This window comes from Rhizobium sp. BE258, assembly GCF_031457345.1.
Taxonomy (GTDB): Bacteria; Pseudomonadota; Alphaproteobacteria; order Rhizobiales; family Rhizobiaceae; genus Rhizobium.
The window spans coordinates 81,735-107,503 of sequence record NZ_JAVDWL010000001.1 but is presented as its reverse complement, the minus strand read 5'-3'; the positions used below and the strand labels follow the sequence as shown (position 1 = coordinate 107,503).

Sequence of the window (25,769 nt, the reverse complement as noted above, 5' to 3'; positions counted from 1 at the left end):
CCTTCCTCGTTGCCAACATCAGACCTGTGGAGCGAGCGGCGGCGCGTCCTCGTCATCATGGTCCAGCGGCCCGATGAGCTTACGCCAGTCCCTTTCGGACGCGCCAAATGTCTCACCGAGCGACCAGCCGGCGGGTGGCTCCACATGCCACCTGCCGCCGATCGGGCAGTAAAGCCCCGGAAGGGGAAAGTGCCTGTGTATCTTCAAGAAATCGCCAACGTCGGTCGATGCGACGGGAAGGCCGTGAACGATCGCAGTCGCCGCTATCTCTGGATCGCACCCAAACCTCATCTTGGGCTCGTCGCCAGGATCCATCCAGAACCGCGAAAGTTCGGGCTCCATCGTCATTTGCGCAAGAAGCCTCCTGACACCGACGTCCACGGGCGGCAGCCAGATGTCGGTGCGGAGAAGCTTATCCAGCCATTCGCCGTAAGCCCGGCCGCGCGACGGCTTCGTTCGTGCTATCATGGAAGCGCCTCGTTGAAGCTCGAAGACCGCAGCCAGCGGAACAGCAAGCGCGCCCGCTGGGATTTGCCGCAGGAAGAAAACGATGTCCTCGTTAAGCTCGCCGGCCACCTTGCGCGCCTCGCTAAGCACACTGGTGTCGACAAGAATGAAATCCACTGCCATCCGCGACGCCCCTTCGCGGTTGCTTCAATATGGTGGATTCGACGCCGATCATGGTTATCAAATTGCTAACGTCGGGTTATAAGGATTCGCATGAGTAGGAGCACCCGCATGACCCGCGACAATCGTTGGCAGTATCCGGAGAACGGCGAAGACTTCCATCGCGTCTTCACGGCCGCAAAAAAGGAGACTCCTCAGCAGGTGTTCGATGCCGACGGTGTTTTCACTGTGTCCTATGCAAAGCGCGGCAACGAAGGTAGCGCTCAGGAGTTCCTTGCGGCCGGCGGCCCGTCCGACGAATAAGGAGTGTCCACGGGCGTGTCTGGCGATGCTTGGCGTGCGTCGCAACCTCGATAGCGCATCGAACATCCTTGGTTAGAAACACGCCGATGTTGACGCCGAAAGATCCCGGCGCCACGATTCCTCAGAGATTGGAGGAATACGGCATGCGGCTATATCACTTTACTTCGCTGGCGCATCTTCGCGGGATCCATGAGCATGGACTAACCGTCGGGGACGTTGTCACCAGCATTGAGAGGGTGGAGGGGCGAGTGGGAGTTTGGCTGACGTCTTCGTCCAGTTTCCTCGGCCATGGCCTCGAGGGCGCAGCCATGGATAAAACGGCATTTCGTTTGGAGCTCGACGTTCCGGAAGATGACCGCTTGGTCTACTGGAATTCGTGGGCAGAAGAAAACATAAGCGCTGACACTCGCCGGCGGCTGGTCGTCGCGAATGGTCAGTCTGCCAAGACTTGGTATATTTATTTCGGCCGCCTTTCTCCGCTGCTTATTCGCGAGGTTGTGGAGACCGCGACGGGTGAAGCTATTGCGGACTGGGGTGACCGTTGCCCACCGGAAAAGAGTGTAAGAGGCGTCGCATACGAATCCCGCTTTAGTTGGCAGAACCGTTTGTTCCGTGATGTGAAAGCTGTATCGCGAGCTGCAGCCGTACCCAAGCTGGTGGGCAGACAATAATCCGTTCGCCCAGGCCGCTGAATGAACCTAATCTTGCGGAGGCCGCACCAATGAATAGTATATGCGCGACACGCGATCCACGTGCGGTGGCCCCTGAGGAGGTAGATCGCTTGACGAGCGTGCTTCGCGACCGCTTCGCCGGGACCACGATGTCAGATCTGACGCAAAGCGATTTATTGCGGCTCGTTGACGATATCAACGAAATCGCACAGCGGCCCGCGAGACATCACACTGCTGTGTGCCTGTCAGGCAGCCCAACAGACCAGCCGAGTTGAAGGCATAACTGCGTTTTTGCTGTCCCGAACGGGCGCGATGGCTACTGGTCAGTCGCCCGAAAAGCAGCGCTTATCCGATCGAACTGCATCAGCCGCAATAGCGTGAATATCGCAAGCCCGGCGGCCTGACCGACGACTGGCGCGGCTGCGTTTCCAATATGGTCCGTCACCGCCGGATGCCGCGTTCGAATTCTCCTGGCGATAATGTCTTATCAAACCCGCGTTGCCGAGACCGGCGGTAGCCGCTGATCGCCCATACCGGAACTGTCAGGCCGACAAACTACCACCATACAGCCCACTTCCAACCGATGGCATCCGACGAAGGTCGACTTCAACGGCGCGCCCAAATTTGCTGATCGGTGCGGATGAGAAACGCGACTGTCCAGATCGTGTGAGACGCTCAAATGGAACGCAGTCCTTTCAGGGTCGCGGCTTGGACTGTTGTTAGCGCAGAGGTACCAGTTTATGGTTCGATCGAGCCAAAAAATGGTGCGTTATGTCGATAGTTGATTTCATGCTCTCGAAACGCCAGCAGCGAATGTTGGCCCCAATGCTGCTGCATCCGGGAAAAGAGTTCGGCACCAACGAGCTGATTTCCCTCGGTGGACCCGGCGTCGGAGCTGGTACCAACGTCATCAAGGAGTTGGACCGATGCGGGATCGTGGTCAAGCGGCGACAGGGAAATCAGGTCATCTATTCGATCAACCAAGCAAATCCGATCTACTCTGAGCTTCGGTCAATCTGCTTGAAAACGTTCGGACTGACCGATGTTGTCACAGATGCCTTGCTACCCTTCAAGGAGAAGATATCACTGGCTTTCATCTTCGGTTCGCTAGCCGGCGGATCGGTAAGACCCGACAGCGATGTGGATTTGATGGTGGTCGCCGACCTTGATCTTTTTGAGCTTGGCGAGGTGGCCGAACGCCTGGAAGCCGTCCTAGGCAGGCGCATTGATCTTAATCTGCATACGCCAGGCGAATGGAGCAGTCTCGCAAATGACCGAGTGATAAAGAAGATCATGCTTGGCAAAAGGCTTATTTTGCTGGAATCGCCGAATGGCTGATTTTGCCTCGTGGCGGACCCGAGGCCCAGGGCGACACTCGCTGCCTAACTACCTCGCATGTAATTGAAGGCATTCCTCTCTGTCGGCATGTTTTGGGCCGGTCAATTCAAACCGTACCCCGATACGCACGGAGAAATCAGATGATGCACTTCCCAATATACTCGAAAGAAAATGCTCCCGAGGAATCGAAACAGCCTCTTGGTGGCCTCGAACAAGCCTTTGGTTTCCTGCCGAACGTCGCGGGCGCCATGGCCGGCTCCCCGGTTCTTCTCAGCTCTCTTGCCGCAGTGTTTGCCAATGTCCACGGTGGAAGCTTCAGCGAGCGTCAGATCCAGATCCTGCTGCTGACCAATGCCGTAACGAACGCGGCCGAATGGGCGATTGCGTTCCACAGCTTCCTCGTGTTGAACGCGGGGGTTGGAACCGCCGACGTCGAGGCTATTCGCGCGGGCGGGCTACCGTCGGAACCGAGCAATGCAGCGCTCTCTGGCCTAGCACGCGCGCTCATCTCTAAGAGGGGCCAGCTCGATGAGGAGGACGTGCGCAATTCCTAAAGGCCGGATTCGATCAACGTCATCTGTTGGAGGTTATTGCGGTTGTGGGCGGCGTCCACAATAACGAATTATACCGTCAACGTTGCGCGGCCTCCGTTGGAAGAGCGCTTCCGGCAGTATGCTTGGCCTAAAGTGTGAACCGTTGCCGGCGCGGTCGGCGCCGGCCCATGTTCGCGGAGAAACACCATGGCCATGAAGATCGAGACCGCTCCTAACTCCCGGCCGGCCCTCGGCGTATTGCTTCGGCACTGGCGTGGGATAAGAGGGAAATCGCAGCTTGAGCTGGCCATGGATACCGGCGTTTCGCAGAAGCATGTCAGCTTCGTTGAAACAGGTCGGTCGATCCCCAGCAGGCAAATGGTGATCGACCTTTCCGATGCTCTCGCTGTCCCTCTACGAGACCGCGACGATATCCTGCTCGCGGCCGGTTACGCACCGGTTTTTCACCCCAGGGATACGTCGGCTGTTTCTCCGGAGCTCGACGGGGCGCTTCAGCGAATGCTGCGGCAACAGGAGCCATACCCGGCTCTGGTTCTCGACCGCTATTGGAACGTCGTCGAGACCAACGAGGCCGCGCCCAGGTTCTTCGGAAAGTTCGTCGATCTTCAGAGCAGACCTACGCCCAGGAATCTATTGCACCTGGTGTTCGACCCCAATGGATTGCGGCCATTTATGGTCAATTTCGCTGAGTCTGCACGAGCTCTGCTCTGGCGTGTCAGACGCGAGGCCATCGGAGGCGTCCTCGATAGCGAAGCCCGTAAGCTTCTGGACCATCTCGCGGCATATGGGCCTATGCCCACAGAGGAAATTTCCGGCGAGGGTGCGGCGAGGTCTGTGGTTCCCCTAACGTTTCGGGAAGGCGAGAAAGTCATTTCGTTGTTTTCTCTCGTTACTATTGCCGGTGCGCCATCGACTATCACAGCGGAAGAAATCCGGCTCGAATCCATGTTTCTGGCCGACACAGCCTCGGAAGCAGCCTACCTAGAATTTGTCGATGGCTAGGAGCGATCTACACGGAACCCATGACTGGGACCGCTCCGGTGCCATGCGTTTCGTGTCCGACTCGCTATCGAGGTCTAACGGATAATCTGTGAGAGCTACCATGGATGGCGCACGGCGTTCTCACTGGAACAAGGTGAAGGAGCTGCGTCCTCGTCTGGTAATGGCAAAATGCCAGTGCGGCGGCGTACAAGTCAGGGTTTGCGGCGAACCTGTACGTCGGCAGATCTCCTCGCACGACGTGAACGCGTACGTACGCGCGCGCTGTAGGTGTAGGGCGAACTTAACGAAGGTAAGGAACATGGGATACCAAAGGTGCGTAGCGGATCCGCCACGCACCTTCGATAGACTTACTTGTTCATGTCGTTCGCCATCATCAGATGATGTTCCAGCGCCGGTCGGGTCTTTGCGGCCCAAGCCTTGAGGTCCGCATTCTCGCCTTCGTCCCCATAGCGCTTGAACAGGTCGACGGCGTCCTCATGCACGTCCGCCTGATCGGAATGATATTGCTTCGTGAAGTCGTCGCCCTTCAGCTTCTTGAGATCGTCGAGCATCGACTGCTGCGAAGAGCTCATCGCCGCGGGGATTGTTGCCTTCACTTTACCGCCGGAGACTAGCGCCTTCAGCTCTTCCGAAGTCTTGGTATGATCGGTGATCATCTGCTGGGCGAAGGTCTTCGTCGCCGCGTCCGAAGAACGCTCGACGGCAAGCTTGCTGGATTCGATTTCGAACATGTCGGAGGAAGCAGCTTCGGTGACAAAGTCTTCCGTCTTCGGCGCGACGCCCATTACTGAGTTGACACCGGTCTTCTCGGCGGCGGACTGGGCGAAGACGGGTGAGGCAAGCATGACGGCAAGGCCTGCGAGGGCGAGGGCTCTTTTCATAAGAAAGCTCCTGTGGCTAGGTGAGAGCACCATAAACCGTCGCAAGCTCGATTGGTTCCAAACAGTTCGAGAACCGACGCCTATGCGACGTCCGTTGCCGAAAGCTTAGAGCCGGACCAGGCAAAGAACGGGTTCAAGGCGAACGCCCAGCTCGCAAGCATCGTCGCCAGTCCGACTTTCATCGGCCCAAGCATGAAGGCGTCTGCCGCAGTTGCATGATCCGACAGATGGGGCGCGGTCTCTGCAGGAGCCGGGAGGGCTAGCAGGTCATTGCTTTCCTGTGTTCCTATGATGCCGACTGGGATCGGCGCTCCAATTGAAAGTTCTGGCATGGTTCGTTTCCTTAGTTGCCTGTGTTCCGAAAGAACCCTCACCACTGGCACTTGTTCCGTAGCTTTCGTTGCAATGCAGCAATTACTGTCGTTCTTGCAATCGCCCCTCGACGCGCTCTCTTGAAGCCTCCATTTGTCTGAAGACAACGGGTGCCGCAGAGCGAGGTCTTGATCAAGCGACGTATAGATGCGGAGGCGCCGTTTTTCGTTGCACGTGGGGCCAGGGAAGCGAACCAGTTTTTGCAGGTCAGCAGCGAGGGCGGTAGGCTTGATTCCCTTTTGTGGTGGCCGCCCCGACGCCTGCCTCGACCCCACCTGGCAGATGAAACCGTTGTCTCATCACCATTCCCTGCAACGAAGGTCTGCCATCGCGGAACAAAAGACCGCTGAGAGACATATCCGGGCAGATTTCAATTTTCGCGGTACGTGAAAGGAGCTGTCGATGGCAACCGACAAGGAAAACAAGATCTCTGGCGACGATAGCCCAAAGATTGGCGAGCCCATTCCCCGCGGGGTGGTTGATACTACCGCCACGTTTGCCGCCGTGCAGTCCGGCGCCGATTTTGATGTTCAGGAAGAGATCGGCGCGCTTCGCAGTGAGTTGGAGGTCGTTCGCCGGCAGCTCGCGAACGCTGCGGGCGCGGTCAAGGGCGGCGCGCGGCAGGTGGCACGCCAGACTGAGGGGACGGTGAAGCTTTACCCGGTGTCGACGCTGGTCACCGTAGCCGCTCTCGCCGGCGCGTTTGCCTTCGCCGTTGCGGGTCTCAGAACAAGCCCCTTCCGCTCGCACTACGACCGGACGATGGACGATCTCCGCGAATTGTATGAGAGAGTGAGAGACCGCCTTTAGTCAGATTTGCATCAGACCTCGCGGTTTCCACCTTGACTTGAGATGTCGGCGCACTGACTTGAGATGTCGGCGCACTGCGAGCGCGAGTTGTTTAGGCAAAAGTTGGCTCTTGCTGATCCCGGACTACGTCGCTCCCAGAGTTCCGATAAGCGGGGCTCCATCCGGCGCGGATATCATCGTAACATTCTGAAATCCTGTGCGTTAAACCTCCCCGAACAAGGAGATACCCATGTCAAAACGCGAACTCATCGACACCGGGACCGACAAGCGCTACGTGCGCCGCGACGAGATGGGCCAGTTCCAGGAGTCGACGGACGTCGGCCGGTCGCTCTCGGCCGACAAGCGCCATAAGTCCACGACGGAAGCGAAGCGCGGCGAAGGCGATCGCGGCGACCACCACGCGAAACACTGATGTCGATCCCGACAGGACCGTCGTTCAACGAACTTCCGCCCGCGGAGCGGCAGGCCGTCCTCGAACGGCTTGCCGTGACGCTTGAGAGGAACGCCGCCTGGGCTGATGCGGAGGGCGACGACGCTCTCGGCATGGTGATGCGATCAGTTGGCACCGCCTTGCTTTCGGTCGCGGCCGATCTCGCGAACACAGAGACCGCGCTCGCCGAGGATGTTGCGGGCCGGGCCGTCGGCCTGATCACTACCTTCCATGCGAGGCACCCCGAGTACCCGGTCGGCCCGACATTACACTAGATGTCCAACCCGTTCGTTGCTCATTGCTCTCGTCGTGTTCAGCGTCGCGCCGACGAGGCGGCTGTGGAAGGTGCCGACGGTTGGGCGGCTAGCCGGATGTCGAAACGCTGCTACTCGAGCAGTCCTGCGAGAAGAAGGCCTTGCCGCAGATTCTCTCGATCTTCCTTGCGTTCCAGGAGGATGGTCGAGCTCATGAAGACGGATACGGAAAAGTCGTTGTTCGCAGCACAAACTTTTGCTGCCTCGACAGCAGCCTCCGCGCTACGTCCGAGCTTGCCGAGGGACGCCGCAGCGCGGAACGACCATCCCCCGGTGAGGCATCTTCCGGATCTTCGACAGGCAGCGCTCCACGGTCACCTCCGCGCGAGCCATATTAACAATGTCGAAATGATCGGCAAAAGGATCGCATTTGAGAGACGCCTCGAACCCGCGCCACGCACTTTGGGATGCTTTCGATAGGACTTAACCCCGGACCAAGGTCCCGCCTTGTGCTTCAACGGGAACCGGCTGCCCGCTGTTTGCGTTATCATTTCGCCGGGCAAAGCGAGGCTTCCATGAGCGACAACGTTATTTCTAAAGGCTTTTCGAAATTTGCCACGACCATCGCCGATCTCTCTGGAAAGCCGGCGACATTCGTGCTTGCCGTCGTTCTCGTCATCGTGTGGGCCGCCTCCGGTCCGGTCTTTGATTACAGCGAGAACTGGCAGTTGGTGATCAATACGAGCACCACTATCATCACCTTCCTGATGGTGTTCGTGCTGCAGAACTCGCAAAACCGCGACGGCAAGGCTTTGCAGGCTAAGCTCGATGAACTGATCCTGACATCACAGGCACAGAACAAGTTCGTCGGCATCGAGAAGCTCGACGAGCAGCAACTCAGGGAAATGAGCCAGAAGCTTGCGGAGAAAGCTCAATGCGTCGAGGAGGTCGCCGAGGACAAGGCTGAGCAGGGCGAGCGCAGGCCTGCATAACGGCTCGAACCTGCGTTAAGGACGCCGTCGCTTTTGGAGGATGTTTCGCCGTGTCGCCGAGCGGCGAATCTTGGCGATGGCCATGCCGAGGCCACCGGCCGTGGCTCCCGCCAGCGCGCTCGAGGCGGCGTCAAGGTCGTATAATTGGAGGATGACCATCCCCTCTAGGATGAGGACGGCACACGCTGCCGATACCGCGATCTTCTGCATCTGCGAATCCTGAATGCGATATTGGTTCAAAGCCGCCCACCGCGCCTTTTAGCATGTCGAGATGCCGCATTTCGTGGCGCGTCCTTTCGACGCCATCGTGCGCCCGGTGTCGCGCGAGACTTTCGTCGGCGAGCTGCTCCGCGGAAAGCAACGGTCCTAGCTCGCCTTCCTGTTCTTCAATTCCGCCGCCACGGATTTCTTCAAGGCATCCATGATGTTTACGACGTTTGACTTCGGAGGAGCTTCTGCGCCCTTTCCACCCTTTGCCGTCTTTTTCGGCTTTAGCGCCTTCTTCTTTTCTTCGATAAGCTTGAGAAGACTTTCCTGGATTGGATCGCTGACCATTTCGGGCGACCAGTGCGACGTATGCTGCTTGATCAGCTTCTGCACGAGCGGCACCAAGTCGGGATCGCTTTCGTCCGCGATGTCTTCGAAGTAGTTCTCTTCCGGGCGGACCTCGTCACCGAACCGAAGCGACCAGAGAACGATCCCTTCGCCGCGGGGCTCCAGGATGACGGCGCGCTCGCGGCGCCCCATGACCAGTTTGGAGACGCCGACGACGCCATCGGACTTCATGGCGTCGCGAATGACGGCGAACGCTTCGTTGCCGACCGGGTCGTCAGGCATCAGGTAGTTCGGCTTCTCGAGATAGACCCATTTAATAGATTCGGCGGGGACAAACTTTTCGATGTCGATCGTCTTGACCGTATCGAGCGCCACGCGATCCAGATCGTCGTCCGTCAGGATCACGTAGTCGTTTTCCCCGCGGGCGTACCCCTTGGCTTCGTTCTCGTCCTTCACAGGCTTCCCGGTCACGCTGTCGACATACTGTGAGACGACGCGATTTCCGGTCGACTTGTTGAGCGTATGAAACCGGACTTTTTCCGATTCCGATGTCGCAGGGGTCATCGATACGGGGCATGTGACTAGCGAAAGTTTCAGATAACCCTTCCAGCGATACGGAGCCATGGTCGATCCTCCTCAGCTTGCCTTCCGGTGCGAGATGGATCTCGCTGACGATGCGACCTTCGAGGCCGTTCCACGTCCAGCCCTCCCGGCTGTTCCCTGGTTGGCATTGGCCGCCGTGCGCGTCGACTCGCTTTTTCCGCTGGCGCCGCCCTTCAGCAATCCCGCGCTCTCGCGAAGAGCCGCAAGCAAATCGTTAGGTTTGGAGACTTCGACCTTCTTTGGCTTGGGCAGCGCCTTGCCCTCGATCTTGGCCTTGACCAGTTCGGCAAGAGCGGTTTCGTACCTGTCGTCGAAAGCCGCGGGGTCGAACTCGCCTTTCTTTGTGGAGATTATGTGCTTGGCGAGATCGAGCATCTCGCCCTCGATCTTCAGCCTGGGCATCTCCTCGAACGCCTTGGCGCTCGATCGCACCTCGTAGTCGTAGTTCAGGGTGGTGGCGATGAGGCCCTTGCCATGGGGACGTATGAGGACGGTCCTCATCCTTCTGCATAGGACCGCACGGGCGACGGCCGCAACCTTCGACTTTCTCATTCCGTCACGCAGCGCGACGAACGCGTCGCTCCCCATCTTGTCGGGCGTGAGATAGTAAGGCTTGTCGAAGTAGACATCGTCGATCTCATCGCACGGTATGAAGGCCTCTACCGAAAGCGTCTTGTTGCTTTCGGGAATGGTGGCGGCGATCTCTTCCGGATCGATCTGGAGATATTGACCGTTCTCGATCTCGAAGCCCTTGATCTGTTCCTCGCGCGGCACCGGATCTTCAGTCTCGCTGTCCACATAGATGCGGTTGACCTTGTTGCCGGACGCCTTGTTGATCATGTTGAACGAGATCCTGTCCGAGGTGCTGGCCGCGGTGTAGAGGGCGACGCCGCAGGACACCTCGCCAAACTTCAGGAAGCCTTTCCACTGGGCACGCTGGCCACTCGCCATGACGCCATACTCCGAATCACTCATTGGCGACTCAAGTCCGGAACGGGTGATTCGTTCCGAGTCGAAACGAATCATTTTTCAAAGGCTTACGGAATCTCGCTGACATATTGATTCAGGGTCTTAAGTCCCTGGCGGCCGCGAAATCGCGGAGCGGTATTGGGTAGCCTCGATCGCCGCTGGCAGGTTGCCGGAACCAGCGAAAGCCTCGTACGTTCCCCCGCAATCGCATCAGCATCGTCGAGGCCCCCATGTCCAATGTCCCGGAAGATCACATCATGATCTCGAAGGCCGTCAGCGCTTGGTATCGGCACTATGATGTTAACTGGGACGATCATGCGTCCTCGTTCCTGTGCGACGCTGCTATCGAACTCTACGCGAGCGGCTGCCGGTCCTCAGAAATGCTTGCCGCCACTTTGATCTCGAACTACGTCGGGATAGCGGGAACGCGTGTCAACGCTCCATCGTCCGGAGCAGTTCACTGAGGCCGACACGGTTCGGCGTTCCCGCTTTCTGTAAGCCTTTTCCAGCAAGCCATTCGTAGCTACTCGGAGAAAGCATGGTCTTCTGAGACAGGGCATTGCGCGCTCAACCAGCTTCGCTGGCTTCGGGGCCGGCCGAGCGTCCGTTTGCGTACGCTTGGCCGTTAAGGTTGACGCCGCCTTTCCCTTGCCAACTTAGCCATCTCTTACATAGTGAACAGACTACGCTGGAAGAGATACATATGCGCATCCTGATCGTCGAAGACGAATTTCTCATCGCTATGGACATAGAGGAAGCTGTTCGCGCCCTGGGCTACGACGTCGTCGGACCCGTAGGCAGCTTGCAGGAGGCGATGGAGCTTGCGGGGGAAGCGGACGTTGCACTTGTCGACGTCCGGCTCAAGGATGGAGTTACCGGGCCCGAGGTCGGGAACCACCTTCATTTCCAGTATGGAGTCACTGTCGTGTTCATCACGGGAAATCCCGAAGCCGTACGGCAAAACAAGGCAGCGATCGGAGTACTGCAGAAGCCCTTTCGCCTGGCGGAGATCGAGAGCGTCGTAAAGTTTGCTGTCGGACGCCGTCAGGGCGGGAATCCCGCGGTGCCAACGAGACTTGAACTGCTGGAAGCCGCTTAGGCGGCGTTGGCGACGGCATGCCTGAGACTAGCACGAGCACGAGGGCGACCTCCACGACGACGCGGGTCGCCCTCGCTGGATTGCAGAGGACGCGTTGGCGGGCAACTCTCCTCGAACGTTCTTCGGCCTTAACGCCCGCCCGCTCCAGCTTCGACCTGGAGGCTCATTCGAAGGATCGATCGCCCCGAGCCCGTATACGTTCCCGGTGCCCTTGGCGCCCGGAGAAAGGCTGCGGAGAGGGGCGACATTTGATATCTACAACCACCGCCGGTGCCGCTCACTACAAGCTATGCTTCGGTCTCGTCGATCGGCCAATGCGATCCTGTGGACGAGGCAAGATGTGTTCGCTTGCTCCAAGCTCAAGCGCCCGTTCGCCGGTTCGCGACTGAACCGTGATTGCATGTCCCGCGTAGCCGCGATCGTCGGGGCAATCGTGCATCCTGTCATCGCGGACAGTCCAACGAGGACGAACTTCAGCATCTTGTCCATTTCCTTCTCTATCCTATACACGACCGCTGACGCCTTTAGAGCGAAGTAGCGAACCCTTGGTCAGGTCTAAGCGGTAAATCGAGGTGTGATTACGCCGTTCTCTTCGCCATCCCAATATTCGATAGTCGACGCACGGACTTTGATGAGAACGAGTCCAGGTGTGTCGATTCCTTCCGGAAACCAGCGTTCGAGATCCGCGACCCAATGTTCCTCGAATGCGCTTTTTTCACGGATCAGAGTTGCTGAGCCTTCGATCGCGATGAAGATGCCGGGCTTCCCCAGGAGGCTGGCCGGCGCCGTAAAGGTAAGCGAAACGCTGTCGATACCCTCGATTTCCGTCACCTTCTGCGTGTCTTCGAAAGAGAAGAACCAGGTGTCGCCGTCATATTCCACGTCGCCGTTATTGCTCATCGGTCGTGAGGAGATGCGGCCTGAGCCGCCGTTTGTCGAAAGCATGCAGAAGTCGATCTTCTTGAGTTTGGACGAGATGTCTTCAAGCGAAAGGGATGTCATCGCAGTCTCCATTGTTGATGAAGCATAGCGTCCGCGATGGCTAATCGTTCCCTGATGAAACCTTGGTGGCTCGCTCTTCTCGCAAAAAGAAATGTCGACTCTAGTTTGGCGGGCCAGATCGTCCATCTCAAAGCTTTCAGACATGGATCGTGCTTCATGGAAGACCGAAACGATGGATAGGGCGACAGCCTATTTGCTGTAGGAGCAAGCTGGCAGGCCCTATTGCCGGACGTGATCCATGGCAACAGGCAGTACTGGAGCGCGCTCTGCTGAACAGGCGCGAGCGTCGAACGACGGCGCCGAAGCGATGACTTGCGTTGCGCGACGTGATGTGAAAGGGCGTCCCGAGCGCGGGGGGTGTCCTCGTCGTGGAAGGCGAGCCGCAGCTCCGATATAACATTGTCGATTTCCCGGCGGAGCTGGATATCGCACTCTCTAAGCGGGCCAACGCAGACTTAGGAACGACCATCGTCAAGGGCGCACTTGACCCGGCCCGTGGACGCGCCGCAGACGGAAGAAGTATCGACGGTCGTCGCCACGGACGACCATCATGCCCGCCAGTTCGCCGTCGCCGATCCGCCTGAAGTAGTCGACGATTGGCTGCTTGTCGTAGACCATGGCCGCAGTCTCGTCGTGGCTGGCGCTCCTCAGCTTCAACGATGCGGTCGTGCTTCTGGCACGGAACGCTCTCTGCACGTACGAGAACCAGTTTCTGGCAATTGATGTCCTGCCGAAGGCTGCGAACCGGATAGCAAGCCGGGGAGGGAAGAAAGTCGGATCGATCGGCACGAGCCTCCCTGGCCGCCACTGGAAGAGCAGGGCGTCGGCTCTTAGATCGTGATGGAACCTCTTACCGAACCACTGCAGGTTTTCGAGCACGCCGTCGAGCGGATGCCCCGATGGAACGCCTTCACCGCGCCAGGTGCCGATCATCTCCGCCGGCAAAACGGGCGGCAGGTTGCTGAACCAGTCCGTCGTCTTTTTCTGCAGGTCGTCGACTATGGGTCATCCTCTTCAATACGGGCTGCTTTTTTCAGCCTTCAACTCGAATGTGAAGCAAGTTCTATCGGTCCGTGAGCAAGCCGGCAACGTTGCCGAGGCGATCGAGGGGTGAGGGCCGGCGGCATCCAGCCCCCACCTGCCATCAGCCCATCTTCGACTTCAGCATGTCGAGATGTTCAATATGCTCCTTGATCTGCCCGCGTGCCAGCTTAGTGACGCTCAGAGGTTCGCAGACTGGCCCACTTTCAGAAAGGCGACGATCTCCAGGCTTCGACATCAACCACCAAGCCTCGCCGTCATCAAACTTTTCAACGCCACGCGGCGTAGGATATCCGCGTTTCATCGTCCATCAGACCTCCCGCGATCACTTGGCCGGTCTTCCAGAACGGCCGCAAAGCATTGTGTGTCGACGGAATTGCGTACTGGACGCTGGGTTTCTCGTCCCGAGCGGTCGCGAGATAGACTTCGCCCAGTCTCACCTTGCTTCGAAGAACTACCGGTCAATCCGCACTACTGGAAGTTGGTCCGTAAACGAGCTATATGCGTTCGGACCAATCTGCGGGAGGCAGAATTGACTAACGTGAGCGTCGCTGAAAACAAAGGAGGGCCGGCACCCGTAGGTCCGACCCTCATGACTGTGTCTGGCGGGGATTTGTCTGTTACGACAGGGATTAAACCCGCTAGCGCATGCAGAACATATACCGCGGCTGATCAATTCCTTCAAGATGAAAAAATTCACGCACAGAAATCCATCGAAGCGGGTCGACAGACGATGTCCGCCGCTCGACTGAAGCGGTATCTGGTGGCCGCGGATAACGACCTCCGAACCGCCATGCGCCTCCACGCGTGGAATGCTGCCGTTGCAGGCTCGCTGCTTCCGACGCTCCACCTGACGGAGGTGGCGATCCGGAACTTCGCGCTGAAGCGTCTCATCGCCAAATATGGAAAACACTGGTACAGCAACTCGACCCTGCTCGACTACCGTCTTTCGAAAAAACTTTCCAACGAAGTCCGCGATGCCACTCAGCGTGAGCTCGATCTCGGTCGACGAGGAAACTTGTCGGACTACGTCACCAGTGAGTTGACGTTCGGCTTCTGGGTGAACGTCTTTACGAAGACTTTCTACCCGGACCTCTGGCATGCGCCGCTTCATAGCGTACTTCCCGGATTTCCTCGCGGAAAGACGATTGTCGACCTACATGACGGCGTCGAATTCGTGCGCACCTTCCGCAACAACGTGGCCCATCATAAGAACATTGTTTTCAAGCCGGTCGTTGAAAACTACGAGAGGACGCTCGAAGTGCTCGGGCTCGTCTGCTCTCCGACGAAGGCAATGGCTCAGAATCTTTCGACATTTCCGGCCGTCTGGGCAGCCGTGCCCGTACCGCTTGAGAAACTAAAGTCCGCTGCAAGCTCTTGAACGAGGAATTACGGGGTCTCCCGCTATTTGTCATGAGAGGCGTCGAGCAGCAAACCAATCCGCATAGGGTGTCGTCCGCACCATGTGCCGATTGAAATCCGGCGCTCCGTCCGTCACGCCATAGACGCCCGTGGACGACGATGTAACGGCCGTCCGACGAACTCGTCTTGCAAGATCCTTCTGATGAAGTCGACGATCGGCTGGCGGCCGTGGAGGCCGCCGTCTCCGCACCGTCGACCATCCGCGGCCGCAGAGCCGGCGTCAGAGTTCGGGGGCGGACGAAGGTAAGAGAACCAGTCGCGTGCCAGGAATGTTCGCCCGAACGACGCCAGACGCATGGCGAGCCGGAGCGGGACGACGGCTGCTTGATCGGCACGAGCATTCCGGGCCGTCACTGGAAGCGACGGGCGTCTGCGTTCAGGTCGGCGTGAAATCTCCTGCCAGGCCAATGCAGGTTTTCGAGCACTCCATCGAACCGTGGGGACGGATTACCTCCGCCCCCGCCTGATTCCGATCATTCACTGGGCAGCACAGGATCGAGGCGAACCAGACAACCTATTCGCCTACGGGTCGTCCGACATTCCAACTCCTGCGTGGGGGTGAGGGCGATGCCGGACAGGTGGGCGCTCGTCTGTCATTTCGTTGGCCATCGCGAGAAAACGGAAAAACCGCGATGTTCACCATCCCTGTCGCGTCCGTTTGACACGGCTCGCGCTCGGAAAAGGAATGTGGAAGTGTCGGGATGGTTCCGAGCGTTGATAGTTGCAAGACGGAACAAGCAGCCGCCGACAAGATTAGTCGTGATCAACAGGAGGTTCGAGCATGGGAATGGACAAACCGAAAGACGGCGCCCCAGGGACAACCGACCAGTCGCCGAGATGGGAAGGTCCGCAGGAGAACACGCCGCCGGGCTACTTGCCAGCGAGAGACGATCCTGACCGGACGAAGGACGCGAATGGTGAAACCAACAGCGATCCCGAGGTCAAGAAAGTCTTGGACGGCCTCAAACAGAAAGGCGAATGAGATGTCGGACGTTGAGAAGGATGCCAGGGGCCAATTTGCCAAGTCGATCGCAGATCCGAAGTCAACCGGCGTCCACAGTGCCAAGCCGACCGTCATCACCGGTTCGGAGGACGCTACCGAACACAAGACCCCACCAGGTAAGAAGCCCGTCAAGGACTGGGACATCAATTTCGACCCGGCGGATGAAAACGAGGGGCGGATGCGTTGACCGCGGCCGCCGAATAAACTGATCGCCCGAGACGTTGCGACCCTTGAGCACGATTGTCGTGAAGCTGGTCTGCTGAGGGTGTCCCATTCGGCGTCTTGCCGAGAACCGCCTTCAGAAGGCCCGGCCGGCCCGCGAGGAAGCCCCACAAAGTCTGCGCCGCGCACGTCTTCACGTTCCCACCGAGATCGACCGGAGCCGCGTCGAAACCCGCGTCTCAGGCGCAACGCAACGTTCAAGAAGGCCTAACCGCGATCAAGGGCCGGAAAACGCGTCTGGCATCGATCTCCTTCGGGCCCGACCATTCGCTCGCAGCCCATCGCCAGGCGGCGACGAAGCTTTGCAAGACACGCCCCCGCGCCGAACTGGGCCACGAGGACCTTCCGTTCAAAGCTGTCGCGACGTTGGCAGGCGGCGCATTCCAGTACGATGACGGCGCCTCGAATGTCGTTTATCGTCGGCCCGTCGCCGCCGCCGAGGTGTTGCCGTCTTCTCGTCATCTGATGTCCAATCCCCTCGGCCTCACGCCGGATCGGCCGCTGCTACTCAAATTGATATCCACATGCAAGCCGCCGACGTTGACGAAAATATTTCAATGACGACGCCGACTTACGAGATTTGCCTACGGTTTTGATTCCACTCATTGAATCTACGCTCTCGCTAATCTTAGGACTAGATTCCTGCTCTTCCGACCATCTTGACGCCGCGCACGATAAGGAACAGATAGAGAACACGCAAGTTATCACGACATGATGTCGTCCCTGTTCCACCGCGATTACGAAAGGATTCGTGACCGATGTCGGCTGGCCGAGAGACAGTCCTCGCAGACCTGCGCGAACGCATCTCCGCTCTCGCGGGGGGCGTCGCCAGGGCAGCCGGCTGTCTACCGTTCGGCGTCCCGGAAATCGACCGCGTTCTGCCGGGCGGCGGTCTCGCTTACGGCGCCCTTCACGAGATCGCGGGCGGCGGGTCGGGAACGGTCGACGGAGCAGCCGCCGCTCTTTTCGCCGCCGGGATAGCCGCTCGAACGAAGGGAAAGATCGCGTGGTGTCTGACGCGGCCCGATCTCTTCTTTCCGGCGCTCGCGCAGGCCGGCGTTCATCCCGACCGGGTCGTCTTCATCGAGGGCGACAAGGAGGAGGACGTCTTGGCGTCGATGGAGGAATGTCTGTCCTTCGGCGGACTGGGCGTGGTCGTCGGCGAACTGGTCCGTCTGCCGATGACGGCGTCGCGACGGCTTCAGCTTGCGGCGGAGCGAACCGGGACGATGGCCATCGCCGTCCGGCGGTGGAGACGTCAGACGGAGGCGAACGACTTCGGCCAGCCGACGGCGTCGACGACAAGGTGGCGCGTCAGCGTCCTACCTTCGGAAGAGCTTCCGGTTCCGGGACTGGGACGGGCGAGGTGGCTGCTTGAACTGATGAGATCGCGTGCGGGCGAGTGTGCTGAGTTTGAAATCGGAGCCTGCGATGACAAGGGTAGTATCCATCTATCTTCCCGATCTGCCGACCGACAGGATACGTCGAGCCGATCCTTCCATTTCGGCTGAGCAGGCCATCGCCGTGATCGCGAGGTCCGGCTCGAAGCGCTGGGTCTCCGCCGCCGACGCCGCTGCCCGGAAGGTCGGCGTGCGGGTCGGGATGCCGGCCGCAAAGGCGCAGGCGATCTTCCGCGACCTGATGATTATCGACGCCGACCCCGCTGCCGATGCCGCCGCGCTCGAGCGGATCGCTCTCTGGGCGCTGACCTTCTATTCGCCGATCGTCGCCGTCGACGGGACCGACGGCATTGTCATGGACACGGAAGGCGCCGACCACCTCCAAGGCGGGGAGCAGCCGATGCTGGAAAAAGTCGCCAACCAGTTTCGGGCGAAGGGCCTGACCGCGCGCGTCGCCATCGCGGACACCTGGGGCGCGGCGCATGCCTGCGCGCGGGCGATCACGCGGGAAACCGTGATCGTGCCGAAAGGCGAGATCGTCCGGGCCGTGGAGAAGCTACCGCTTCGCTTGCTGCGGCTCCCGGAGAAGATCGTCGGCGACCTCCGGACGCTGGGCTTCCAATCTATAGGGGAGCTGGGAAACACAGCGCGCGCGCCGTTGGCGCTCCGCTTCGGTCCGGAAATCGGGCGTCGCCTTGATCAGATATTTGGCCGGATGTCCGAACCGATCGAGCCGATCCGCGCGCCGGAATGGATCGAAGTCTCCCGCGCGTTTGCAGAGCCCATCGGCGCTGCCGAAACGATCGACAAGTACGTCGGGAGATTGGTCGTCCAGCTTGTCGGCGAACTGCAGCGCCGCGGGCTGGGCGTGCGCCGGACCGATCTGCTCGTCGAGAAGGTCGACGGCACGCGCCAGGCCATCCGTGCGGGCACCGCGAAGCCTGCGCGCGACGTTGCCTGGTTGACGAAGCTGTTCAAGGACAGAACGGAGAAGATCGAGCCGGGGTTCGGTATCGAGAAGCTGACGCTCGTCGCAGTGATGACGCAGCCTCTGGACGAGGCGCAGCGTTCGTCCAGCCTTGTCGAAGAGGAGACGACCGACATCACGCCCCTCATCGACATCCTGGGCAACCGCGGTCAGCGTGTCTACCGCGTCGCGCCCGTCGCCTCCGACGTCCCGGAGAGATGCGTGCAAAGGATCGATGCTGCCGCCGACGACGTCGGGCAGACGTGGGTGGGCCATTGGAAGAGACCGGCCCGTCTCCTCGACCGGCCCGACCGCATCACCGCGATCGCGCTCACCCCCGACCATCCGCCGCGTGCGATCACCTGGCGGGGCAGGCGGCATGCGGTGAAGCGCGCGGACGGGCCAGAGCGCATTTTCGGAGAGTGGTGGATGCGAGACAGCGAGCTGGAGGCGGTGCGCGACTACTACATGGTCGAGAACGAAATCGGCGAGAGGTTCTGGGTGTACCGCTCCGGCGACGGCGTCGATCCGGAGACGGGCGACCGCCAATGGTACATGCACGGGATATTCGCATGAAGTACGCGGAGCTGCAGGTCACCACGCATTTCAGCTTCCTCCGCGGCGCTTCGTCTGCGGACGAGCTGTTCGCGACCGCCAAGGAACTCGGCATCGAGGCGATCGGCGTCGTCGACCGCAATTCGCTCGCCGGGATCGTGCGTGCACTCGAGGCGTCGCGCGCGACGGGCGTCCGGCTTGTGGTCGGCTGCCGTGTCGATCTGCTGGACGGCATGTCGATCCTCGTCTATCCCACGGACCGTTCCGCATATTCCCGGCTGACCCGCCTCATCACGTTGGGCAAGAGCAGGGGCGGGAAGAACAACTGCATCCTCCATCTCGACGACGTCGCACTCTATTCCGAGGGATTGATCGGCATCCTCGTGCCCGATCTTCCGGACGAGACCTGCGCGGTGCAGCTTCGGAAGATGCACGAGATTTTCGGCAACTGCGCATACGTCTCGCTATGCCTGCGCCGCCGGCCGAACGACCAGATGCGGCTCTACGAGCTGTCCGAACTGGCGTTCAGGCACAAAGTCCGTACCGTCGTCACCAACGACGTCCTCTTCCACGAACCCGGCCGCCGTCAGCTCCAGGACGTCGTCACCTGCATCCGTAAAAACACCACGATCGACGCCGTCGGCTTCGAACGCGAGCGCCACGCCGACCGCTACCTGAAGCCGCCGCATGAGATGGAGCGCCTGTTTCCCCGCTACCAGGAAGCGCTCGCCCGGACGATGGAGATCGTCGAGCGCTGCAGGTTCAGCCTAGAGGAGCTGACCTACCAGTACCCCGAGGAAGCCATCGTTCCCGGTATGGACGCCCAGCAGTCTCTGGAGCACTACGTGCGCGAATGCATCCCGAACCGGTATCCAGAGGGGCTGCCGCAAAAAGTTCTCCGCGCCGTCAAGCATGAACTCGAGCTGATCAAGGAGATGCGGTACGCGCCTTACTTCCTGACCGTCTACTCGATCGTCAAGTTCGCCCGAAGCCAAGGCATCCTGTGCCAGGGTCGCGGGTCGGCCGCCAACTCGGCCATCTGCTACATCCTCGGGGTTACCAGCATCGATCCCGAGACCAACGACCTCCTGTTCGAGAGGTTCGTCTCCAAGGAACGCGACGAGCCGCCGGACATCGACGTCGACTTCGAACACGAGCGCCGAGAGCAGGTCATCCAGTGGATCTACCAGACCTACGGCAAGGACAAAGCAGCCCTTTGCGCGACCGTGACCCGCTACCGGGCCAAGGGGGCCATCCGTGACGTCGGGAAGGCGCTCGGCCTTCCGGAGGACGTCATCAAGGCGCTGTCGTCCGGCATGTGGTCCTGGTCCGAGGAAGTCAGCGACCGCAACGTCCGGGAGCTCAACCTCAATCCTGAAGACCGTCGTCTCGTCCTGACGCTCAAGCTTGCACAGCAGCTCATGGGCGCGCCGCGTCACCTGGGCCAGCATCCCGGCGGCTTCGTCCTCACCCACGATCGCCTCGACGACCTCGTCCCGATCGAGCCGGCGTCGATGAAGGACCGGCAGATCATCGAGTGGGACAAGGACGACGTCGAAGCCCTCAAATTCATGAAGGTCGACGTGCTCGCGCTGGGCATGCTTACTTGCATGCAGAAGGCCTTCGACCTCATCAAGGCGCACAAGAACGACGATCTCGACCTCGCGACGATCAAGCAGGAGGACGCGGCGACCTATGCAATGATCCGGAAGGCGGACACGCTCGGCACGTTCCAGATCGAGTCCCGCGCCCAGATGGCCATGCTTCCGCGCATGAAGCCTCGGACCTTCTATGACTTGGTGGTCCAGGTGGCGATCGTCCGACCGGGGCCGATTCAGGGCGACATGGTCCACCCGTATCTTCGGCGCCGCGAAGGCAAGGAGAAGGTGGAGTACCCGACGCCGGAGCTGGAGGCCGTCCTCGGCAAGACGCTGGGCGTGCCTCTTTTTCAAGAGTCTGCCATGAAAGTCGCGATGGTCTGCGCCGGGTTCACCGGGGGCGAGGCCGACCAGCTCCGCAAGTCGATGGCGACCTTCAAGTTCACGGGCGGCGTCTCCCGCTTCAAAGACAAGCTCGTTAGCGGCATGATCAAGAACGGCTACTCGGCAGAGTTCGCGGAGAAGACGTTCAGCCAGCTAGAGGGCTTCGGCTCCTACGGGTTTCCTGAGAGCCACGCGGCCTCATTTGCATTGATTGCCTACGCCAGCAACTACGTGAAGTGCCACCATCCGGACGTCTTCTGCGCGGCGCTGTTGAACAGCCAGCCGATGGGCTTCTACGCGCCCGCGCAGATCGTCGGCGACGCCGCCAAGCATAACGTCGAGATCCGGCCGGTCTGCATCAACCGCTCCCGCTGGGACTGCACGCTGGAGCGCATCGGCGACACCGACCGGCACGCTGTCCGTCTCGGCATGCGCATGGTCAAGGGTCTGGCCGTCGCCGATGCCGCACGTATCGTTGCCGCGCGCATGAACAAACAGTTCGAGAGCGTCGACGACGTCTGGCGACGTTCCGACGTCCCGACGGAGGCGCTCGTGCAGCTCGCCGAGGCCGACGCCTTCCGGCCATCGCTTAACCTGGAGCGTCGCGACGCGCTCTGGGCGATCAAAGCGCTTCGCGACGAACCCTTGCCGCTTTTCGCGGCCGCCGCAGAACGCGAAGCTGTGGTCATCCCCGAGCAGCAGGAGCCGGAGGTCGAACTAAGGCAGATGACGGAGGGCCACAACGTCGTCGAAGACTACGGCCACGTCGGCCTTACACTTCGCGAGCACCCGCTTGCGTTCCTGCGCCGCGACCTTCAGGCGCGGAACATCATCACCTGCGCGGAAGCGATGAACTCCTGCGACAGCCGCTGGGTCTACGCCGCGGGCTTGGTGTTGGTGCGTCAGAAGCCGGGTTCGGCCAAGGGCGTAATGTTCATAACCATCGAGGACGAAACCGGGCCGGCGAACGTCGTGGTCTGGCCGTCATTGTTCGAGAAGCGGCGCCGCGTCGTCCTCGGCGCGTCGATGATGGCGATCAATGGAAGGATTCAGCGGGAGGGCGACGTCGTCCACCTCGTCGCCCAGCAGCTCTTCGACCTGTCGGGCGACCTCTCCGGGCTGGCGGACCGCGACACCGACTTTAGGCCCCCAACGGGGAGGGGCGACGAGTTCGCGCACGGTTCGCCTGGCAGCCCGGATTCCAGAGATCGACCCAGGCCGGTGCCGGAGGCGAGGGATATTTTCGTCAGGGATCTTCACATCGACGCTTTGAAGGTCAAAGCGCGCAATTTTCATTGACGATCCGTGCGGCCTGCGTCGCAAGCTCATCGGGCTTGAAGCAATAGCGGAATCCACTAGCTTCCAACGCGAATTCGGAGAGAGCTCATGCAGGATTCCCGCAAAGGCCTGATCGTCGCACTGGCAATGATTGTCGCGGGCGTCGCCGCGTTCTTTCTCTTCCTCTTCGTGACGGGCCACGATCCGGACGAGAGTCCTCTTACGCTCGTCGAATGGGTGATCGGCGGAATCCTGATCGGACCGGGTTTCGGCTATCTCGTGAAATGGCGAAGGGCGAGGGACGGCTAGGCCCAACGGCCGTCAACAACTCGTCATCGGCGACTGATGTGTCGGAGTTTCACCATTGATGACACCAGAAGAACTGGAGATCGTGCGCCGAGCATACGCGAGGCAGATCACCGCGGCTCTCAAGGTGGACGACGAGCGGGTCGCGGAAGCGTTCGCTCAAGTTCCGCGCGAAGATTTCCTCGGCCTTTGGCCATGGCCTGTCTTTCGAATGAGAAAGGCCTACGTGCCGACGCCGACGGCGGATCCCGTGTACCTTTACACCGACGACATCGTCGGCATCGATCCGTCGCGTCACATCAACAATGGGCAGCCGTTCATCCATGCTGTCCTATTCCTAGAAAGGCGACGGCCGGGCGCGCAATAAAAAAGGCCGGGGCGAAATCGCACCAACCTTCTCAATATCGCCCTCACACCAGTGCCAGTACATCCGTGGTCAAAAGTAGATTGGCGACTTCGGCTTCGCGAACGCTCTCGAGAGCACTCACCAGCGAACCGATGACCAATATGTAGCCATCGCTTGTGTTGGATCCACGGTCGCATTCGTTCAGGCCGCAACCTGTTTCCGGTCCGCCGGACCGAGCCTGGAGATATCGCGGTTCCGGCGGCTCGCGGCCGTCTCCAGGATCTGCGCGAACTCGCCCATGCTGATCCTGTCCGCACGTAGAAGAAGACGGATCAACGGGTCCTTGAGTGCTTCGCTCATTGTCAGCTCGGTCATAACAGTCTCCTCTAAGACAGCTATAACGCTCCTATGTTACGTCTCGATGTAGCTGGCATGGTCAAATTAAGGCGGCAGGCTCTCTGTTCAAGATCCGCAGCGTTCTGATCTGGCTGACGAGTGCCAGGAGCGCGTTCGCCACCGTCTCGTCGGACCTCTCCTCCAGGTTTTCGACGATTTCCACTTCCGTGGACCCGTCGAGAGAAGCCGCCTTGCCCGTCTTGAGAAGCAGTCCGCGCAGCGCGCCGGACGCCGTCACGCCACGCTCAAGAAGTCGTCGTCGCTAGGCAGCCGGAAGCTTCAGAAGGCTGTTCACCGCGCGCACGAACTCGGCAACCAGATTCGTTGTCACTGTCAAAGCGAGTTCACCTCCGGGGCAGGTTTTCCTTCGAAGCGGCTGGAGTTCACGTCTCTGCTGACGCGGTGAAATTCCAGCCGCGCGTCGAGGTTCGCCTTCAACAGCTCCTTCGCCTTCGTGCCGGGCGTCGCGGGATCGAGCCACTCCCTGTAGACGTCCGGGTCGAGGATGACCGGCTGGCGGTCATGGAGTTGCGACATCGGATTGCCGGCCGGCGCGGTGATGATCGAGCAGCTCGTAACGCCAAGCGCCGAGTTGTGCGCCCATATCCCCGCGAACGAGAAAGGCGCGTCACCCGGAAGATGGATATGCCAGGGATCCTTCTTGCCGTCTGACTCGTTGAGCGTCCATTCATAGAACGCCGATGCCGGGATGAGGCAGCGCTTGCTCTTAAACGCCTCGCGGAAAGCCGGCGCGGTGTCTACCGTTTCTATCCTTGCGTTGAACATCGCCGCCTTCGGCAGCTCCTTCGCCCAGAAGGGGACCAGCCACCAGCGGGCCTCCTCTGCCATCTGCTTGCCGTCGCCGCCGTCGTGGACAATCAGGACCGTCTGGGTAGGAGCGATGTTGAAACGAGAAGCCGTGTTCCGTCCGCGTTCGACGTCCCACGGGAGATCGTACAAGTCGATGAAGGCTGGCCATTCATGCTCGAACGTAAACCTGCCGCACATGCAGCCCGATCTCCTATCTCTTGAGGGCGGCAAGATCGCGCGCCAGATCACGATTTGCAAGCAGCGCAAGCATATGGTTGTCGGCCAGTTCGACCAGTGCGGCAGCGACCTCTTCTGGAGACCATCCCGCCGAAGTGGCGGATGCCGCGACCGTCTCCAGCGCGTCTTCCATCGCTTCCTGACACTTCAGAAAGCGGTCGGGATGTCCGGCGGACGGCGGGGCGGTAATGCGGTTCATAACGGAGAGATGTCGTTCGTCTATCGACCGTCAAGGCGCCGGCTTCGATTGCTGCCGGAGTCGTTGGCCTGTCTACCGAAGACAGGTTATGGACGACGGGCAAGATCGCGCTCGCCGACCTTATGGGCGACGCGGCCATTCTCAAAGCCATGAAGACCAACAAGGACGACACTGTCACCGCCTACGAGCGCGCGTCCCGCCACGAGGACGCGATCCCCGAGTCGAAGGCGTTCTTCATGAAGGCGCATCAGGACGAAGAGCGCCACCGGGCGTGGATGAGCACGACTGCCGACACGCTGTCTTGAAAACGACGGTCCGCGATCGCATCTAAGGGTCACCACCGAAACGCTTGACCGGGTAACGCGACATGACCGTCGCCGTCCGCGGTCGCGCGGTGATGAGGGCGCTCCGTCATGAAGACGTCGAGCGCCCTCCGTGTGTTTTACGGCAAGGTATTAATGGTCGAAAAGTCGCTCGTCATCTTCTTTCATGGTATCGGCGCGTCCGGCGCCCAGCTAATGCCGCTGGCTTCCTCGTGGCGCACCGGCTTGCCGAACACCCGGTTCGCCGCGCCGGACGCTCCCATGCATCACCGCTACGGGCATCAATGGTTTTCGACGGAAGGCAACCCGCTCGCTCCGGCAAAAGTCATTGCGGCCCGGAAAGCGTTCGACAGCCTGGTCAACGATGTCGTCCGTCGCGAGGGATTCGCCGACGCCCACGATAGGATTGCTTTCGTCGGCGTCTCGCAGGGTGCGATCGTGGCCCTCGACGCCGTCGCTTCAGGCCGATGGAAGGTCGGGGCGCTCGTCTCTTTCGCGGGGCTTCTCCCGCCACAGCCCATCTCGCCGTCCAGCAAGGACACGCCGGTCCTCCTCGTACACGGTCGGGCCGACACGACGATTCCCGCCGCCGCCTCGACGCTTGCCGCGGCGCAGCTTGGAGCGGCAGGCTTCAAAGTTGAGCTCGATATCGAACCCGGCGTCGGACATACGATTTCCAGCACCGGCGCGCGGACGGCCTTATCCTTCCTGCAAAAATCGCTTCTGTAGCCGAAACCCGACGATCATCTGACCGTTTTCCGGCCATGACCGATAATTGCCACGAAGACAGCGAAGCAGTCGACCCGCCCCAAGAGACGGT

At 60.2% G+C, this 25,769-nt stretch carries 32 protein-coding genes and 1 pseudogene; 20 read left to right on the top strand and 13 right to left on the bottom strand.

The window, feature by feature from the left end; all coding sequences use genetic code 11:
• Positions 1 to 18 precede the first annotated feature (18 nt).
• Positions 19 to 630 carry a hypothetical protein gene (locus tag J2X43_RS00635; protein ID WP_310290060.1) on the bottom strand — a complete coding sequence of 204 codons (612 nt, stop codon included), beginning with the start codon at positions 628 to 630 and terminating at the stop codon, positions 19 to 21.
• A 108-nt stretch (positions 631 to 738) separates the two neighbouring features.
• Between J2X43_RS00635 and J2X43_RS00630 the strand changes: the two genes are divergently transcribed.
• From J2X43_RS00630 to J2X43_RS00610, 5 genes are all read left to right on the top strand, one after another.
• The gene (locus J2X43_RS00630) at positions 739 to 930 is read left to right on the top strand and encodes a hypothetical protein (protein WP_310290059.1); all 192 of its coding nucleotides are present in this window, start codon (positions 739 to 741) and stop codon (positions 928 to 930) included.
• Between the two features lie 86 nt (positions 931 to 1,016).
• A complete protein-coding gene (locus J2X43_RS00625) occupies positions 1,017 to 1,601 on the top strand; it encodes a hypothetical protein (RefSeq protein ID WP_310290056.1) in 585 nt (194 codons plus the stop codon).
• A 771-nt stretch (positions 1,602 to 2,372) separates the two neighbouring features.
• The gene (locus J2X43_RS00620) at positions 2,373 to 2,939 is read left to right on the top strand and encodes a nucleotidyltransferase domain-containing protein (RefSeq protein WP_310290055.1); all 567 of its coding nucleotides are present in this window, start codon (positions 2,373 to 2,375) and stop codon (positions 2,937 to 2,939) included.
• A 140-nt stretch (positions 2,940 to 3,079) separates the two neighbouring features.
• Positions 3,080 to 3,493, top strand: a complete 414-nt coding sequence (locus J2X43_RS00615) for a carboxymuconolactone decarboxylase family protein (RefSeq protein WP_310290053.1) — start codon at positions 3,080 to 3,082, stop codon at positions 3,491 to 3,493.
• 186 nt (positions 3,494 to 3,679) lie between these two features.
• Complete coding sequence (locus J2X43_RS00610) at positions 3,680 to 4,495, top strand: helix-turn-helix transcriptional regulator (RefSeq protein WP_310290051.1); 816 nt, start codon at positions 3,680 to 3,682, stop codon at positions 4,493 to 4,495.
• A 347-nt stretch (positions 4,496 to 4,842) separates the two neighbouring features.
• Here the strand turns inward: J2X43_RS00610 and J2X43_RS00605 are convergent, their stop codons facing one another.
• Together J2X43_RS00605 and J2X43_RS00600 are read right to left on the bottom strand one after the other, a co-directional pair.
• Positions 4,843 to 5,376 carry a DUF4142 domain-containing protein gene (locus tag J2X43_RS00605; RefSeq protein WP_310290048.1) on the bottom strand — a complete coding sequence of 178 codons (534 nt, stop codon included), beginning with the start codon at positions 5,374 to 5,376 and terminating at the stop codon, positions 4,843 to 4,845.
• A gap of 80 nt (positions 5,377 to 5,456) precedes the next feature.
• Entirely contained in the window at positions 5,457 to 5,708 is a 252-nt protein-coding gene (locus tag J2X43_RS00600; RefSeq protein WP_112518528.1) for a hypothetical protein, read from the bottom strand.
• 442 nt (positions 5,709 to 6,150) lie between these two features.
• On the opposite strand from J2X43_RS00600, the gene J2X43_RS00595 reads away from it, so the two are divergent.
• The 4 genes from J2X43_RS00595 to J2X43_RS00580 all read left to right on the top strand — a co-directional run bounded on the left by J2X43_RS00595 (position 6,151) and on the right by J2X43_RS00580 (position 8,234).
• Positions 6,151 to 6,558, top strand: a complete 408-nt coding sequence (locus J2X43_RS00595; RefSeq protein WP_310290045.1) for a hypothetical protein — start codon at positions 6,151 to 6,153, stop codon at positions 6,556 to 6,558.
• Positions 6,559 to 6,787: 229 nt separating this feature from the next.
• Positions 6,788 to 6,970 carry a hypothetical protein gene (locus J2X43_RS00590; RefSeq protein ID WP_310290042.1) on the top strand — a complete coding sequence of 61 codons (183 nt, stop codon included), beginning with the start codon at positions 6,788 to 6,790 and terminating at the stop codon, positions 6,968 to 6,970.
• Complete coding sequence (locus J2X43_RS00585; RefSeq protein ID WP_310290039.1) at positions 6,970 to 7,263, top strand: hypothetical protein; 294 nt, start codon at positions 6,970 to 6,972, stop codon at positions 7,261 to 7,263. Before J2X43_RS00590 ends, J2X43_RS00585 begins: the two co-directional genes overlap by 1 nt.
• A 554-nt stretch (positions 7,264 to 7,817) precedes the next feature.
• Positions 7,818 to 8,234, top strand: a complete 417-nt coding sequence (locus tag J2X43_RS00580; RefSeq protein ID WP_112388973.1) for a low affinity iron permease family protein — start codon at positions 7,818 to 7,820, stop codon at positions 8,232 to 8,234.
• A gap of 15 nt (positions 8,235 to 8,249) precedes the next feature.
• Here J2X43_RS00580 and J2X43_RS00575 read toward each other — a convergent pair whose 3' ends face one another.
• The 3 genes from J2X43_RS00575 to J2X43_RS00565 all read right to left on the bottom strand — a co-directional run bounded on the left by J2X43_RS00575 (position 8,250) and on the right by J2X43_RS00565 (position 10,343).
• Positions 8,250 to 8,444 carry a hypothetical protein gene (locus tag J2X43_RS00575; RefSeq protein WP_310290032.1) on the bottom strand — a complete coding sequence of 65 codons (195 nt, stop codon included), beginning with the start codon at positions 8,442 to 8,444 and terminating at the stop codon, positions 8,250 to 8,252.
• A gap of 156 nt (positions 8,445 to 8,600) precedes the next feature.
• Entirely contained in the window at positions 8,601 to 9,413 is an 813-nt protein-coding gene (locus J2X43_RS00570) for a Ku protein (RefSeq protein WP_310290029.1), read from the bottom strand.
• 12 nt (positions 9,414 to 9,425) lie between these two features.
• Positions 9,426 to 10,343 (bottom strand): Ku protein, encoded by a 918-nt coding sequence (locus J2X43_RS00565; protein ID WP_310291246.1) that lies wholly within the window; start codon positions 10,341 to 10,343, stop codon positions 9,426 to 9,428.
• A gap of 577 nt (positions 10,344 to 10,920) precedes the next feature.
• Here J2X43_RS00565 and J2X43_RS00555 point away from each other — a divergent pair.
• Positions 10,921 to 11,460: a response regulator gene (locus J2X43_RS00555; protein ID WP_310290026.1), complete on the top strand. Its 540-nt coding sequence runs from the start codon at positions 10,921 to 10,923 to the stop codon at positions 11,458 to 11,460.
• A 555-nt stretch (positions 11,461 to 12,015) separates the two neighbouring features.
• Here J2X43_RS00555 and J2X43_RS00550 read toward each other — a convergent pair.
• The 3 genes from J2X43_RS00550 to J2X43_RS00540 form a co-directional block, all read right to left on the bottom strand.
• Positions 12,016 to 12,462: a pyridoxamine 5'-phosphate oxidase family protein gene (locus J2X43_RS00550; protein ID WP_112388979.1), complete on the bottom strand. Its 447-nt coding sequence runs from the start codon at positions 12,460 to 12,462 to the stop codon at positions 12,016 to 12,018.
• A 471-nt stretch (positions 12,463 to 12,933) separates the two neighbouring features.
• The gene (locus J2X43_RS00545; protein WP_310291243.1) at positions 12,934 to 13,464 is read right to left on the bottom strand and encodes a GXWXG domain-containing protein; all 531 of its coding nucleotides are present in this window, start codon (positions 13,462 to 13,464) and stop codon (positions 12,934 to 12,936) included.
• Between the two features lie 142 nt (positions 13,465 to 13,606).
• A complete protein-coding gene (locus tag J2X43_RS00540) occupies positions 13,607 to 13,807 on the bottom strand; it encodes a hypothetical protein (protein ID WP_310290023.1) in 201 nt (66 codons plus the stop codon).
• Positions 13,808 to 14,035: 228 nt separating this feature from the next.
• Here J2X43_RS00540 and J2X43_RS00535 point away from each other — a divergent pair, with 228 nt between their 5' ends.
• From J2X43_RS00535 to J2X43_RS00500, 8 genes are all read left to right on the top strand, one after another.
• A complete protein-coding gene (locus J2X43_RS00535) occupies positions 14,036 to 14,884 on the top strand; it encodes a hypothetical protein (protein WP_310290021.1) in 849 nt (282 codons plus the stop codon).
• A gap of 822 nt (positions 14,885 to 15,706) precedes the next feature.
• On the top strand, positions 15,707 to 15,907 hold the full coding sequence (locus tag J2X43_RS00530) for a hypothetical protein (protein WP_310290019.1): 201 nt from the start codon (positions 15,707 to 15,709) through the stop codon (positions 15,905 to 15,907).
• Between the two features lies 1 nt (position 15,908).
• Positions 15,909 to 16,115, top strand: coding sequence for a hypothetical protein (locus tag J2X43_RS00525; protein ID WP_310290016.1), 207 nt, complete (start codon positions 15,909 to 15,911; stop codon positions 16,113 to 16,115).
• A 793-nt stretch (positions 16,116 to 16,908) separates the two neighbouring features.
• Positions 16,909 to 17,661, top strand: a complete 753-nt coding sequence (locus J2X43_RS00520) for an ImuA family protein (protein WP_310290015.1) — start codon at positions 16,909 to 16,911, stop codon at positions 17,659 to 17,661.
• Positions 17,582 to 19,093, top strand: a complete 1,512-nt coding sequence (locus J2X43_RS00515) for a DNA polymerase Y family protein (RefSeq protein ID WP_310290013.1) — start codon at positions 17,582 to 17,584, stop codon at positions 19,091 to 19,093. The genes J2X43_RS00520 and J2X43_RS00515 overlap by 80 nt, the downstream gene beginning before the upstream one ends.
• The gene (locus tag J2X43_RS00510; RefSeq protein WP_310290010.1) at positions 19,090 to 22,353 is read left to right on the top strand and encodes an error-prone DNA polymerase; all 3,264 of its coding nucleotides are present in this window, start codon (positions 19,090 to 19,092) and stop codon (positions 22,351 to 22,353) included. The genes J2X43_RS00515 and J2X43_RS00510 overlap by 4 nt, the downstream gene beginning before the upstream one ends.
• A gap of 87 nt (positions 22,354 to 22,440) precedes the next feature.
• Positions 22,441 to 22,641 (top strand): hypothetical protein, encoded by a 201-nt coding sequence (locus tag J2X43_RS00505; protein WP_310290008.1) that lies wholly within the window; start codon positions 22,441 to 22,443, stop codon positions 22,639 to 22,641.
• A 58-nt stretch (positions 22,642 to 22,699) separates the two neighbouring features.
• The gene (locus J2X43_RS00500; protein ID WP_310290004.1) at positions 22,700 to 23,005 is read left to right on the top strand and encodes a hypothetical protein; all 306 of its coding nucleotides are present in this window, start codon (positions 22,700 to 22,702) and stop codon (positions 23,003 to 23,005) included.
• 180 nt (positions 23,006 to 23,185) lie between these two features.
• On the opposite strand, the gene J2X43_RS00495 is transcribed toward J2X43_RS00500, so the two are convergent.
• The 4 genes from J2X43_RS00495 to J2X43_RS00480 all read right to left on the bottom strand — a co-directional run bounded on the left by J2X43_RS00495 (position 23,186) and on the right by J2X43_RS00480 (position 24,626).
• A complete protein-coding gene (locus J2X43_RS00495; protein ID WP_310290001.1) occupies positions 23,186 to 23,359 on the bottom strand; it encodes a hypothetical protein in 174 nt (57 codons plus the stop codon).
• 61 nt (positions 23,360 to 23,420) lie between these two features.
• Entirely contained in the window at positions 23,421 to 23,618 is a 198-nt protein-coding gene (locus J2X43_RS00490; protein WP_310289998.1) for a hypothetical protein, read from the bottom strand.
• 95 nt (positions 23,619 to 23,713) lie between these two features.
• Positions 23,714 to 24,388 (bottom strand): SOS response-associated peptidase, encoded by a 675-nt coding sequence (locus tag J2X43_RS00485; protein ID WP_310289996.1) that lies wholly within the window; start codon positions 24,386 to 24,388, stop codon positions 23,714 to 23,716.
• Positions 24,389 to 24,401: 13 nt separating this feature from the next.
• Positions 24,402 to 24,626 carry a hypothetical protein gene (locus J2X43_RS00480; protein ID WP_310289993.1) on the bottom strand — a complete coding sequence of 75 codons (225 nt, stop codon included), beginning with the start codon at positions 24,624 to 24,626 and terminating at the stop codon, positions 24,402 to 24,404.
• Between the two features lie 92 nt (positions 24,627 to 24,718).
• Here J2X43_RS00480 and J2X43_RS00475 point away from each other — a divergent pair.
• Together J2X43_RS00475 and J2X43_RS00470 are read left to right on the top strand one after the other, a co-directional pair.
• Positions 24,719 to 24,931: pseudogene (locus J2X43_RS00475) on the top strand (rubrerythrin family protein); the annotation flags it as partial.
• Positions 24,932 to 25,039: 108 nt separating this feature from the next.
• Complete coding sequence (locus tag J2X43_RS00470) at positions 25,040 to 25,678, top strand: dienelactone hydrolase family protein (protein ID WP_310289990.1); 639 nt, start codon at positions 25,040 to 25,042, stop codon at positions 25,676 to 25,678.
• The last annotated feature ends 91 nt before the right edge of the window (positions 25,679 to 25,769 follow it).